This is a genomic window from Thermogutta sp. (genome assembly GCF_039793925.1).
GTDB lineage: Bacteria > Planctomycetota > Planctomycetia > Pirellulales > Thermoguttaceae > Thermogutta.
Genome location: NZ_JBAMME010000199.1, coordinates 44,251 through 57,802 on the forward strand (window position 1 = coordinate 44,251; position 13,552 = coordinate 57,802).

Consider the following 13,552-nt stretch of genomic DNA (forward strand, 5'->3'; position numbering starts at 1 on the left):
TACCCGCGTGTAGTTCGGTTGATTTTGAAATTTTGCGAAGACTCAGTTGCAAAAAATTCCGGGTTTGGTACACTGGCCTCTGGAGGATGAGGCCAATAAGTGCTGGTAAATTTAACAAATTGTTTTCGAACCTTTCTGTCGGGCGATGCGTCGATTAAACGGCAGCGGACGGCGAGCAGGGTCTCAACGACCGGCTGCAGTTCGCGCAATAAGGGGTGTTGCCATGAGTGAGGTCGTAAAAGTCAGTACGGATTACCGCATCCCGGCCATGAAGGAGCTTTGCCTCCAAGTGGTCCGGTTTACACCCCGAGCCAAAAAAATCGAGCAGATGGCGCGGGCGGAAGCCCTTTTGAGTGAAATCAAGCCCGATAAGTGGTATTCCTATAGCACGATCTGTTACAAAATTACCCGCTTCCGGCCGGACAAGAATATCGGCGAGTTTCTCGGCGAGGACGTTCGCCACGATCTGATCCTCTTCATCGAGGACGTCGCCGAGTCCGTACCGCTTCGGCCAGAAGAAGTTAGTGAGAAATACTACACTCTCCAGGAGCTTGCCGAGAAATTCAACGTCTCTACGAAAACGATCACCAGATGGCGGCGGGCGGGCCTCGTCAGTCGCCGGTTCCTGGTAGACGGGCGGGTTCGGCTGGGCTTTTTGGAAAGCACCGTCGATCGCTTCGCCAAAGAGGAGGAAAAGCGGATTAAACGGGCATCCCAGTTCAGTCAATTGAGCCCGCAGGAACGCGATGCCATCATCGAACGGGCAAGGCGTCTGGCCCAGGCCGGCGCTTGTCGCCCGGAGGTGACTCGGCGGTTAGCGCTTCGTACAGGAAGAAGCATGGAAACGATTCGATACATATTGCAACAATTTGATCAGGCCAATCCCGAGATGGCGATCTTCCCGGAAACGCGGGGACCGCTTAGCGAAGAAACCAAGGAGCGGATCTACCGCGATTACCGGGCAGGGGAATCTCTCGACGTGATCGCCAAGCGATACTGCCTCACCCGGGCTCGTGTGACCCGCATCATCGACGAGATGCGGGCTAAGCGGATCATGGAGCTGCCTCTCGATTACATCCCCAATGAAATGTTCGAGAAGGTAACTCCGGAGCAGGAAAAGGAGATCCTCGGGCCTCCGCCACCTGCGGAACGTCCGCAGCGTGCCTCCAAGTTGCCGCAGGGGTTACCCCCTTACCTCGCCAGTCTCTATGAAGTCCCGCTTTTGACTCAGGAGCAGGAAATCCATCTATTCCGGAAGATGAACTACCTCAAGTACAAGGCGTCCAAGCTGCGTGAACAATTGCGGCAAGAGATGGACGCCCGAAAACGTCCCAACCGTGCTCTCATGGATGAGATTGAACGGCTCTACGAAGAGTCGGTGAAGACCAAAAACGAAATCATATCGGCGAATCTCCGCCTGGTCGTCTCGATCGCCAAGCGACACGTGGGACCTGCCGAAAACTTCTTCGAGCTGGTCAGCGATGGCAATATGTCGCTCATTCGGGCTGTCGAGAAATTCGACTACTCCCGCGGCAATAAATTCAGCACTTATGCAAGCTGGGCCATCATGAAGAATTTTGCCCGAACCATCCCGGATGAGCACCGATATAGGGAACGATTCCGAACCAGTCAGAACGAGCTATTCACGCTGACCCAGGACGAGCGGTCGGACCAGGTCGAGCAGGAAGCCAACCAGCTCCAGCGAGAAATTCAGATTCAGAATATCCTCCAGCGGTTGGACGAGCGCGAGCGGCAGATCATCATCCGACGCTTCGGCTTGGACCGGCAACAGGAACCGCTCACTCTCAAGGAAGTGGGTGCCGAGCTGGGTGTGACGAAGGAACGTGTTCGCCAGCTTGAAGCGCGGGCGATCAGCAAGCTCCGTAAGCTGGCGGAGGAGGAGAAGATCGATCTCTCCGACCTCGAATAATGCGATGCGGATAACCCCCCGTGGAAGGGGCCTCGGTGGTTTTCTCTTTGTCACGCGGCGCGGGATGTGTTCCTCATCCGCTGCAACCAGACCGGGTACGCGGAACGGGCCATACCCGCGTTGTTTAGTCTTGGATGAACCCTCCCATTTCAATTGGTACTTGCAGGTAGGGACAATTCACGAATTGCACCTCCATCCGGTACATTGCAGATCCTCAAAAGAGTGGGATGACGTAGGTTGCCCCTTCCCTTGGCTTTTGCGTTTGTCGGGTTTATACTGAAGCGTAATCGAAGATTTCTGGGCGAAAAAAAGCGAGAACGAGTGCTTGTAGACACGCATGCGTTGATTTGACTGGCGAGTCGATATGGCAAAGAAAAGAATCCGAGCAAAGCGTCGAAAGCGTGACCCGCTGATGGTGGACGGGCAGTATCCGCGTCCTCTCTACGTGGACTACAAGGACGTGGAATTGCTGAAAAAGTTGACCAACCGACAGGGTAAAATTGTGGGCCGCCGCAAGACCGGTTGTGCTGCGAAAAGCCAGCACGCCATCAGTAAGGCCATCAAGCGGGCGCGGATCATGGCGCTGTTGCCTTTTGTCGGGGAATAAAATCCTGAAGAAAAACGGGCTGGGCGCTTCGTCTGGCAGCACAATGGCCACCCGGAGGACAAGTGGCCTTTCTTTGTTTTGTAACCTTCGGTTCAGGAGCCGAAATTGGTTTGGTGCGTTCCGTTGCTCGCGAGCACTTAGGTTATTTTTTTCGCTTCCGGCATCAAGCCGGATGGGTGCGGTTGATCGGAAGCGTAGGCCTCTTTTCGCTGTTCGCTTTGACTTCAGGCCTGCTTGTGTGGCAATTTCTTCCCCGCGGGACCGGCAGGGTGTCTCACTGGCGAGTCGAGCAGATTCCTTTTGACGGCGCGCGTGCCTTTCGCTATCTCGAACAATTGTGTGAGATAGGACCCCGCCCCAGCGGCTCGCCGGGCATGGCGAAACAGCAAGAACTCCTTCTCAAACATTTCGCGGAACTCGGAGCGGAGGTGGAGCTCCAGCGCTTTTCCGGGCGGGATCCTCGCACCGGCGGTCCGGTGCCAATGGCTAATCTCATTGCCAGGTTCTTCCCGGAACGGACGGAGCGCATTCTCCTTTGCGCCCATTACGACACTCTTCCTTACCCGTTGCGAGATCGGATCAATCCGCGCGGCCGATTTATCGGGGCCAATGACGGTGCCAGCGGGGTGGCCGTCCTTATGGAGATGGCACACCACGTCAGCAAGCTGCCATCGGATTTGGGTGTCGATATGGTGTGTTTCGACGGGGAGGAGTTCATTTTTTCGGAATGGGATGCCTACTTCCAGGGTTCGGAATACTTTGCACAGCAATACGTCGATTCTGCGTCGCAGCGGCGCTGGCGTTATCGCGCCGCTGTTTTGTTCGATATGGTGGGCGACGCGGACCTGCAAATCTACCAGGAGCGGAACAGCGCGTGGTGGCGAGACTCCCGTTGGATTGTGGACGGCATCTGGAAGACGGCCGCCCGGCTCAAAGTGCTTGAATTCATCCCCCAAAAAAAGTATGAAATCCGGGACGATCATTTAGCGCTTCACAATATCGGGGGAATTCCCGCCTGCGTGCTCATAGATTTTGACTATCCCGCCTGGCATACTCAAAACGACACACCCGCGCAATGCTCTCCGTTGAGCCTGGCCAAAGTGGGATGGGTGGTGCTCGAATGGCTGCAATCGCTGGATGTGAGTGAGTTACCCAACCCAGAGGGCGGTTGATCGTCTTGCAGAGCCGGGCCCCGCGAAACTTCGCTGATCGGCCTGCGTCTTTCGTGCCGCAAGTTGGACAAGCTGGGTGCGAATCCCGGCAGAAACAAAAAGTGTTGGGGCAGGCTGGGCTTACCCCAACACGGATTGGAGGTTAGAGCAGGCGGACGACGTGGTCTGCCCCGAGGCCGACTTTCAGCGAGAGCTACCGACTGTGGCCGGCTCGGGAACAAGTCGCTCGAATGTGAATTCCTCGGCCCGATCGTCGTAATCCACCCGCATGGTCACGCCTTCCCAATCGGACTCCTTGAGAAGTTCCAAGGCAAGCGGATTTTCGATGCGCTGTTGGATGACCCGCTTGAGAGGCCTCGCGCCATAAGTGGGATCGTAACCCAGCTCGGCCAGCGCCTCGATCGCTCGATCGGTGACTTCCAGGGTAATTCCCTTGGTGGCCAGCCGATCTTTGAGCCGTCGAATCTGGATTTCGGCGATCTTCTTGATCTGATCCTTGCGAAGCGGGTGGAAGATGATCACTTCGTCGATGCGGTTGAGGAACTCCGGCAGGAAGTGCTGTTTGAGTGCATGCGTAACAGCCTCGCGGATCTCGTCCTCCGTGCCGCCCGCTTGGGTGATCTCCTGGATGAGCTGGCTGCCGATGTTGGAGGTCATCACGATGATGGTGTTGGTGAAATCCACCGTATGGCCCTGATTGTCCGTGAGCCGCCCATCGTCAAGGACTTGCAGGAGGATGTTGAACACATCGCGATGAGCCTTTTCAATTTCATCCAACAGGACCACGGCGTAGGGACGCCGGCGGATGGCCTCGGTGAGTACTCCACCCTCCTCATATCCCACATAACCTGGCGGAGCACCGATCAACCGGCTCACAGTGTGCCGCTCCATAAACTCGCTCATGTCAAGCCGCACCAGGGCGTTTTCGTCGTCGAAGAGGACCTCGGCGAGTGCTTTGCACAGCTCCGTCTTTCCCACACCGGTGGGTCCCAGGAAGATGAACGAGCCAATGGGACGTTTCGGGTCCTGAAGACCTGAGCGGCTGCGTCGCACGGCGTTCGCGACCGCTTCCACCGCCTCGTCCTGCCCCACCACCCGCTGGTGGAGTCGTTCCTCGAGCACGAGTAGCTTGGCCCGCTCGGTTTCCATCATTCGAGAAACGGGGATACCGGTCCAGGCACTGACGACCTCGGCAATCTCTTCGGGACCCACTTCCAGTCGGAGCAGCCGTTTGTCATCCGGGACCGGATAAGAATTCTCCGCCTGCTCGAGCTGTTTCGCCAACTCACGGCGTCTGATATCCAATTCGTAGAGCCGCTGGTAGTCTTCTTCGCGCACCAGCATACCGGAGGACTGTTTCTCCTTGATGGCGGCCTGCAGTTGATTGAACTCATGCTCGGCCTGCTGAAGCTCATTTTGCAGACGCCGAATCTGTTCGATAGCGGCTTTCTCTTTCTCCCACTGATCACGAAGTTTTTGCAGTTCCTGACGCAGCTTGTTGATTTCCTCCTGAATTTCTGCCCGGCGTTCCTTGGTATGTTCTTCGGTTTCGTCAGCAAGCTGACGCTCGGCCAATTCCAGTTGCACAATCCGTCGCTGGAGCTGGTCGATTTCCACCGGAATACTCTTCAGCTCCATGGCGAGCCGACTCATCGCCTCGTCCACCAGATCGATGGCTTTATCCGGGAGATACCGATCGGTGATGTAACGGTGGGACAATCGCGCCGCAGCGACGAGCGCTGAATCCTTAATCTTTACACCGTGATGGGCTTCATACCGGGGTTTGAGACCGCGGAGAATGGCGATTGTATCCTCGACGGAAGGCTCGCCCACGTACACCGGTTGAAACCGCCGTTCCAAAGCGGCGTCTTTCTCGATGTATTTGCGATACTCGTCCAGTGTCGTGGCGCCGATGCACCGCAGATCACCGCGGGCGAGCGCTGGCTTGAGCAGGTTGGCAGCGTCCGCGCCGCCTTCCGCCCTTCCTGCTCCCACCACAGTGTGCAGTTCGTCGATAAAGAGGATGATATTACCACCAGCCGCTTCCACCTCCCGCAGCACGGCTTTGAGACGTTCCTCGAATTCGCCACGATATTTGGTTCCGGCGATTAAGGCCCCCATGTCAAGAGCAATGACACGCTTGTTTTTCAGGTTTTCGGGAACGTCCCCGTCTGCAATCCGTTGGGCTAATCCCTCGACGATCGCGGTTTTTCCCACACCGGGATCACCAATCAGCACGGGGTTGTTTTTAGTGCGCCGTGACAGGACCTGCATGACACGGCGAATTTCCTGATCCCGGCCGATCACAGGGTCGAGTTTTCCCTTGCGGGCCCGCTCCACGAGGTCCACCCCATAACGCTCAAGCGCCTGAAACTTGGCTTCCGGATTCTGATCCTCCACTCGGGCCGTTCCCCTCACAGCCCGCATCGCTTGAAGAATCTCCTGATCGGTGATGCCGTTGAGTTTAAGAATGTTACGGGCCTTCGAATCCACCTTGGCCAGTGCCAGCAGCAGATGTTCAGTGGAAATGAAATCATCACGCAGGGTATCCGCCTCGCGTTGAGATTGTTCGAGGACCTTCATCAGGGAAGACGAGGGTTGCGGCTGGGCCCCGCCGGAGACCTTTGGAAAATGATTGAGCTCACCCTCGATGATCCGTTCAAGCTGAGACCGGTTGACCCCAATCCGCTCCAGAATCGGCTTAATCAGGCCGTCTGTCTCGCTTACGAGAGCGGCCAGCAGGTGGACCGGGTCAATCTCCGGATGCCCTCGTTCGGATGCCAGCGATTGTGCGTTCGCTACGGCTTCCTGCGCTTTGATGGTCAGTTTATCGAATCGAAAAGCGGGCATGATTGCCTCCTTTCTTTACGGCGGTTGTATGAGATTTTATCGTTCCAGGCTTCACGTATTAATGCACGTATGCTCTTGAAGACAAGAAACCCCTTGTCGCCAAAGACCACAGCGACCGACTGACGTATTAGATCGTTGTGACACAGTTCTCCAGCAAACTGCGAGGAACTGGTCGTCAGGGTCCTCGGTCCTGCCGAGAGCGCGGCTTCTTATAAAAGGAGGTCGCTGAACTGAAGCAGTTCGCAGCGACCCCCGAATCCGTCAATCCGCGTGACAAATCGCAACGAGGTATAGGGCCTCCCACGGCGGATCACTTGACCTCGAATTCCGCATCGATGGTATCGTCATTCTTGCCACCGCCCGATCCCGAGGTTGCGCCGCCGGATGCGGACGCGCTGGCGCCCGCAGCGGCTTTCTCGTAAAGCGTCTTGCTAAAGGCGTGGGCCGCTGCCTCAAGCTCGCTAATAGCGGACTTGATTTGCTCGGCACTGTCGGACTTGGCCGCATTGCGTGTCTTTTCGATCGCGCGAGTTAGCGCGTCGCGGTCCGCCGACGTGAGTTTCCCTTCGTGCTCTTTCATGAGCTTCTCGATCTGCCAGCACAGGTTGTCGGCTTTGTTGCGGAGTTCGGCCAGTTCGCGTTTGCGGCGGTCTTCCTCCGCGTGGAGCTCGGCCTCCCGACGCATCCGCTCGATTTCTTCTTTGGTCAACCCGGCGGACTGCTCGATACGGACCTTCTGCTCCTTACCGGTGCCCAGGTCTTTGGCCGTCACATGGAGGATACCATTAGCGTCGATGTCGAAGGTTACTTCGATCTGCGGCACACCGCGAGGAGCAGGCGGAATCCCTTCCAGGTTGAACATCCCGAGCAAGCGGTTGTCGGCTGCCATTTCCCGTTCACCCTGGTACACCTTGATCGTCACCGCCGTCTGGTTGTCTTCGGCAGTGCTGAAGATCTGCTTCCGGGTGCACGGGATGGTGGTGTTCCGCTCGACGATCTTGGTCATAATGCCACCCAAGGTCTCAATACCCAGGGAGAGCGGCGTGACGTCGAGCAAGAGCACGTCCTTGACCTCACCAGCCAGCACGGCTCCCTGAATGGCCGCACCAACAGCCACCACTTCGTCGGGATTAACACCCTTATGCGGCTCTTTGCCGAACATTTCGCGGACCAATTCCTGAACCTTCGGGATCCGCGTCGAACCACCGACGAGCACCACCTCGTCGATATCCTTGGCTGTGAGCCGGGCGTCACGGAGGGCCTGCTCGACCGGTCCCCGGCATCGCTGGATGAGGTGGTCCACAAGCTGTTCGAACTTGGACCGGGTGATCGTCATGTGGAGGTGCTTGGGACCGCTTGCATCCGCGGTGATGAACGGCAGGTTGATGTCCGTTTGCTGAAGCGAGCTGAGCTCTTTCTTGGCTTTTTCACAGGCTTCCTGAAGCCGCTGGAGGGCCATCGGATCCTTCCGGAGGTCAATGCCGTGCTCTTTCTTGAATTCCTCGGCGACATAGTCCACCAGCGCCCGGTCGAAGTCATCACCGCCCAAATGCGTATCACCGCTGGTGCTGATGACCCGGAACACACCTTCCGCGACCTCGAGGATAGAAACGTCGAACGTGCCACCGCCGAGGTCGAAGACGACGATCTTTTCCGCCTCCTTCTTATCCAACCCGTAAGCCAGAGACGCGGCCGTCGGCTCGTTGATGATGCGCACCACTTCCAACCCGGCAATTTGGCCCGCGTCCTTGGTGGCTTGCCGCTGCGCGTCGTTGAAGTAAGCGGGAACGGTGATCACCGCCTTATTGACACGATGACCCAAATACGCTTCCGCAGCATCTTTAAGTTTCCGCAAAATCATGGCGGAGATTTCCGGAGGCGTGTAGAGCCGGTCCCCGACTTTCACTTTGACGTATTCGCCAGGCTCCCCGACGATTTCGTAGGGGACCATCGCCTCTTCCGTCTTGACCTCCTCGCGACGCCGGCCCATGAAGCGCTTGATCGAGTAAATTGTCCGCTTGGGGTTGGTGATCGCTTGCCGCTTGGCGGGCTCACCGACGAGAATCTCGCCACGCTCTGTGAAGGCCACCACGCTTGGGGTCAGACGATTCCCCTCTTGATTGGGGATTACCTTGACCTCCTTCCCTTCCATGACGGCCACCACCGAGTTGGTCGTCCCTAGGTCGATTCCGATAATCTTTTCCTGTGCCATGTTATTTCTCCCTTTCTCTGGGACAAAACTTTGTATTTCCAGTGCGCCCCCTCCTCACCGGTACACAGACTTGAGGTTTTGCTGCAACCCAAAGAGGAGGCACGAGTGACGGTTCATGATCGTAGGTCTCAAGGGTACTTGACCACTGAAAAGAGGCGTTTCGCAAAGCCTGTGCCATTGGTATATTCAATGGTAGCCACAAATCATAACCCGCGAAACAAACAAAAGATATGATTGAGCGTCCGACGTCATTGGTCCTTTCCCGCAGGCCAAGAGACTATCGACCTGCCATTTTGGCACCAGGCCACCTGAAGAACGTTCCCCTCAATCCGGTTTGCAATTTCCCTGTCCGGCCGCGATGAAGGAATCTGATTCGCAGCATCCGCAACCGCGTCGCCCCCAGAAGCCCTGGCTGTCGTTCCCCGAGGGTGTGCCAGAGATCCTCTACGAAGCCCGCGAGGTGCTGGTCATCAACAAGCCGGCCGGGATACTGGTTCAGGGTCCGCCGGGGGTCCCATCTTTGGTGGAATTGCTCCGCGATTTTCTTTCCATGCGTAGCCCCCCAGGCGCGGGAGTTTATCTGGGCGTCCCCCACCGGTTGGACCGGCCTGTGACCGGGGCAATTCTGTTTACGCGCCACACTCGGGCAACCAGGCGGATCACGGAACAGTTTGAGTCCCGAGCCATCCGAAAACTCTATTGGGCCGTCGTGGAGGGGAATGTGTCCCCGCCAACTGGAGAGTGGCGCGATCACATGCGGAAGATCCCCGATGTCCCTCAGGCGGAGATCGTGCCCGAGAATCATCCGGAGGCACGCCTGGCCGTGCTCAGGTATCGGGTGCTTCAATACTGGGAGGGCCTCAGCTGGTTGGAAATTGAGCTCGAAACCGGGCGTATGCACCAGATTCGGGTGCAGGCGGCGTCACGGGGTCATCCCGTCGTGGGGGATTGGCAATACGGGTCTCGTCGCCGAGTCGGCCCTCAACATTCGGACCCACGGTTCTGTCCCATCGCACTGCACGCCCGGGAACTCCATTTCCTCCATCCCATGACCTTCGAGCCAATTGACATCACGGCCCCGCTTCCGCGATTTTGGGAAGAACTGTCCGAATCGTTTCGGCCCTGGCTCGGCAAACACCTCGGGGTAATCGATGGGCTGGGGGATCATCCGCTCGAACCACCTGAACGATTCCCGCAAACGTAAACTTGCCCTTTGCGAAATTCGGAGACGGAGACTTCTGAGAGAGTGCACGCCGTCCGGCGCACTGTCGTCCTCGCGACTCTCGCTGGTTTGGTCGCGGCATTTTTCTGGGAAGGTCCGTGTGAATGGCCGGGCTGCACTACCCAGGAGCCGCGCGAAGGGATAGGATAGCATGTTCCTATCCAGGCGTTTGTTTTTCACACTGAAGAAGAATGTGAGGGAAATAACACTGCGATGGTCAGAATTGCGGACGATCCATTCCAAGCTCTCGGCGAACTTCGTACTTCCGAAGGTGCATGGAAATTCTTTCGCCTCGCCCGGCTTGAAGACCTGGGATTGACGCGGCTGACGGAGCTCCCTTATTCCATCCGCATTTTGCTAGAGTCCGTGCTGCGGCAATGCGATGGATTCTCGATTACGGTAGACGATGTCAAGCGACTCGCCCGATGGGCCGATTCCAAAGGCCGTGCAGACATCGAAGTGCCGTTCAAGCCCGCACGCGTCATCCTTCAGGATTTTACAGGGGTTCCTGCTCTGGTGGATCTGGCCGCTATGCGGAGTGCGATCCATCGGATGGGCGGCCAGCCTTCGCGCGTGAATCCCCTCATCCCTGTGGATCTTGTGATTGATCATTCCGTCCAGGTGGACTTCTTTGGGAACAGGGAAGCCTTTCAGAAAAACGTTCGCTTGGAGTTCGAACGGAACCGAGAGCGGTATGAGTTTCTCCGCTGGGGGCAGGTCAGCTTTGCCAATCTCCGCGTGGTTCCACCGGCAGCCGGGATTATCCATCAAATCAATCTGGAGTATCTCGCCCGTTGTGTTGTCACAAATGATGAGGGGCTGGCTTACCCGGACACCCTGGTAGGGACAGACAGCCATACGACAATGATCAATGGGCTGGGCGTACTGGGCTGGGGAGTGGGAGGGATCGAGGCCGAAGCCGCCATGCTGGGCCAACCCATGTACATGCTGGCCCCAGAAGTTGTGGGTCTGGAACTGGTTGGTGACTTACGAGAAGGCGTTACCGCGACTGATCTGGTGCTCACCGTCACCGAGCTGCTGCGAAAAGAGGGAGTCGTCGGCAAGTTCGTCGAATTCTTCGGCGAGGCGGTCGCTCGCATGCCCGTCTATGACCGCGCTGTTCTGGCCAACATGGCGCCGGAATACGGGGCGACTATGGGCTTTTTCCCCATCGACGATCAAACGCTCCAGTATCTTCGAGAAACCGGACGTCCCGCGGAACTTGTGGAGCTGGTCGAAAGGTACTGCAAAGAGCAGGGGCTTTTCCGCAACCCTGGTGATCCCGTGCCCAGCTACACGAAGGTCCTTCGCCTGGATCTGTCGACCGTGGAAGGCTCGGTGGCAGGGCCGAAACGCCCCCAGGACAGAGTTCCCATCACCAGACTGGCTCAAAGCTTCGCCGGAGCTCTGACAGCACCTCCAGACAAACGGGGTTTTGGACTCACTCCCGACGCAGTGAGCCGTCAGGAGAGCTTTCGTTCGGATGGGAAAGAAATCACCCTCGGTCACGGCTCGGTGGTCATCGCCGCCATCACAAGTTGTACAAACACGAGCAATCCCAAGTTGATGATTGCGGCCGGATTGTTGGCAAAAAAGGCCTGTGAAAAGGGACTCACGGTTCCTGCTTACGTGAAGACGAGCCTCGCGCCAGGATCTCGCGTGGTCACCGATTACCTTGAACGATTGGGGCTTCTTCCCTATTTGGAAAAGCTGGGATTCGCCCTTGTTGGATACGGATGCACGACGTGCATCGGGAACAGTGGTCCCCTGCCAGAAGCGGTGGCAGAAGCTGTTAAGCGAGGCAATCTAGTGGTGGCGGCAGTGCTCAGCGGAAACCGCAACTTTGAAGGCCGAATTCATCCGCTTGTGAAAGCGAATTATCTGGCTTCCCCACCGCTCGTGGTGGCGGCGGCTTTAGCTGGGTCAGTAACACGGGATCTTGTCAACGAGCCGCTCGGTGCCGACCGGACCGGACAGCCGGTGTATCTGAAGGACCTCTGGCCGAGCGAGCAGGAAATTGCCTCTGCGATGGCTCAGGTGTTGACACCCGATCTTTTCCAAAAACGTTATCAATCGGTTTTTGAGGGTGACGAACTATGGCAAAGTCTCGCGGTTCGGCCCAGCGAACTTTTCCCATGGCGCGAGGAAAGCACGTATATTCACGAGCCTCCCTATTTTGATGGGCTCTCAGCAGAGCCCACGCCCCCGCCTCCAATCCGCGGTGCGCGGGTCCTTCTGGCCCTGGGGGATTCCGTCACGACGGACCATATCTCGCCAGCGGGTAACATCCCCAAAGACAGCCCTGCGGGCCGCTTTCTTATTAAAAGAGGCGTTTCACCCGAAGAATTCAACACTTACGGAGCTCGACGCGGCAACGATCTGGTCATGGTTCGGGGGACATTTGCAAACATCCGCCTGCGAAATTATTTGGTCCCAGACCAAGAAGGCGGTGTAACACGCTACTGGCCAACTGGCGAGGTACTTTCGGTCTTCGAGGCTGCCATGCGATACAAGGCCGACGGAACTCCCCTAGTGGTTCTGGCCGGGGCCGAATACGGCACCGGAAGCAGTCGCGACTGGGCTGCCAAAGGCACAGCCCTTCTCGGCATCCGTGCCGTCCTGGCCAGCAGTTTCGAACGCATCCATCGGAGCAACCTCGTGGGAATGGGGGTCCTCCCTCTTCAATTTCCAGAAGGCCAGACATGGCAAAGCCTGGGTTTAAGTGGCGAAGAAGTGATTGACATCGTCGAGCCGGAATCGGGGCTGACTCCGCGGTGTCGCGTCCGGGTGGTTGTGCGGAAAAGCGATGGCCAGGCCGTCGAGTTCACCTGTCTGGCGCGAATTGACACCCCTGTGGAACTCGAGTATTACCGGCACGGTGGTATCCTGCCGATGGTCCTGCGAAAATTGCTTTCCGCGACAGCTTAAGAGTTCGGGGTGCAGCTTTCCATTCTGGCATCGGCTTCACGGTAACGGCCGATTGTGCGGGCGAAGCGAGCTGTCTTTCGGGTGATGATTCTGCACAAAGTGGGGACGGGGGATGCGTTCCGGTTTTGTGTCCACGCGGAGGCCCGGGCGGAGAGTCCGCCGTCCGTCTTGCGTGATCAATACGACGAAGTTCGATTGCTCCAGAAGCTGTTTGATGATGGTTCGGCCCACTGGCGAGTCCAGCCGGCCTGCCGCTAATTCGTAGACTGCACTTCCCCATAACCCGTTAGGAAGCGATTCAGATAAACACAGGAGACCAGAGCGATCCGGCCGCCACTCCACAGGCCACGCCCGAGCTTTAAGAAAAGCACATTCAAACCGCCGACAAATGATCGGCCGATTTTCATATTTGCGACAGCCTGCGCACGTCAAATAGGGGCAGTCCACACCGGCAGGCTTGTCTTCTGGGCCCACGTGCCCCGCTGGAATAGGTAGCCATGTGCAGCACACCGTGCACGCGCCGCAAGGACGATTCGCCACCGGCTCTGCAATTGGGAGCGAGGAATTGGAACTGTCCCTCACATTCGACATAGACTTAGCCGCAAAGTTGCCCGGAGACTCTTAATTCGCA

8 protein-coding genes are annotated in these 13,552 nt (G+C 57.3%); 5 read left to right on the forward strand and 3 right to left on the reverse strand.

Annotation, left to right across the window (positions count from 1 at the left end; translation table 11 throughout):
* Positions 1–223: 223 nt before the first annotated feature.
* The 3 genes from ABJK56_RS07440 (at position 224) to ABJK56_RS07450 (ending at position 3,709) form a co-directional block, all read left to right on the forward strand.
* Entirely contained in the window at positions 224–1,930 is a 1,707-nt protein-coding gene (locus ABJK56_RS07440) for a sigma-70 family RNA polymerase sigma factor (RefSeq protein WP_347244033.1), read from the forward strand.
* A 364-nt stretch (positions 1,931–2,294) separates the two neighbouring features.
* Complete coding sequence (gene rpsR / locus ABJK56_RS07445; protein ID WP_095415710.1) at positions 2,295–2,537, forward strand: 30S ribosomal protein S18; 243 nt, start codon at positions 2,295–2,297, stop codon at positions 2,535–2,537.
* A 182-nt stretch (positions 2,538–2,719) separates the two neighbouring features.
* Entirely contained in the window at positions 2,720–3,709 is a 990-nt protein-coding gene (locus tag ABJK56_RS07450) for a M28 family peptidase (protein WP_347244034.1), read from the forward strand.
* 183 nt (positions 3,710–3,892) lie between these two features.
* Here ABJK56_RS07450 and clpB read toward each other — a convergent pair whose 3' ends face one another.
* Both clpB and dnaK read right to left on the reverse strand, forming a co-directional pair.
* On the reverse strand, positions 3,893–6,559 hold the full coding sequence (gene clpB / locus ABJK56_RS07455; protein ID WP_347244035.1) for an ATP-dependent chaperone ClpB: 2,667 nt from the start codon (positions 6,557–6,559) through the stop codon (positions 3,893–3,895).
* A 310-nt stretch (positions 6,560–6,869) separates the two neighbouring features.
* Positions 6,870–8,807 carry a molecular chaperone DnaK gene (gene dnaK / locus ABJK56_RS07460; protein ID WP_347244091.1) on the reverse strand — a complete coding sequence of 646 codons (1,938 nt, stop codon included), beginning with the start codon at positions 8,805–8,807 and terminating at the stop codon, positions 6,870–6,872.
* A gap of 322 nt (positions 8,808–9,129) precedes the next feature.
* Between dnaK and ABJK56_RS07465 the strand changes: the two genes are divergently transcribed.
* Both ABJK56_RS07465 and acnA read left to right on the forward strand, forming a co-directional pair.
* Positions 9,130–9,975, forward strand: coding sequence for an RluA family pseudouridine synthase (locus ABJK56_RS07465; RefSeq protein WP_347244036.1), 846 nt, complete (start codon positions 9,130–9,132; stop codon positions 9,973–9,975).
* A gap of 231 nt (positions 9,976–10,206) precedes the next feature.
* Positions 10,207–12,921: an aconitate hydratase AcnA gene (acnA, locus tag ABJK56_RS07470; protein WP_347244037.1), complete on the forward strand. Its 2,715-nt coding sequence runs from the start codon at positions 10,207–10,209 to the stop codon at positions 12,919–12,921.
* 36 nt (positions 12,922–12,957) lie between these two features.
* On the opposite strand, the gene ABJK56_RS07475 is transcribed toward acnA, so the two are convergent.
* Positions 12,958–13,461: a hypothetical protein gene (locus ABJK56_RS07475; RefSeq protein ID WP_347244038.1), complete on the reverse strand. Its 504-nt coding sequence runs from the start codon at positions 13,459–13,461 to the stop codon at positions 12,958–12,960.
* Positions 13,462–13,552: the final 91 nt, after the last annotated feature.

What these genes read in the sequence shown, in the direction of transcription:
- clpB (WP_347244035.1), bottom strand. Translation starts at nt 6,559, where the DNA reads ATGCCCGCTTTTCGATTCGATAAACTGACCATCAAAGCGCAGGAAGCC.
- acnA (WP_347244037.1), top strand. Translation starts at nt 10,207, where the DNA reads ATGGTCAGAATTGCGGACGATCCATTCCAAGCTCTCGGCGAACTTCGT.
- rpsR (WP_095415710.1), top strand. Translation starts at nt 2,295, where the DNA reads ATGGCAAAGAAAAGAATCCGAGCAAAGCGTCGAAAGCGTGACCCGCTG.
- ABJK56_RS07440 (WP_347244033.1), top strand. Translation starts at nt 224, where the DNA reads ATGAGTGAGGTCGTAAAAGTCAGTACGGATTACCGCATCCCGGCCATG.
- ABJK56_RS07465 (WP_347244036.1), top strand. Translation starts at nt 9,130, where the DNA reads ATGAAGGAATCTGATTCGCAGCATCCGCAACCGCGTCGCCCCCAGAAG.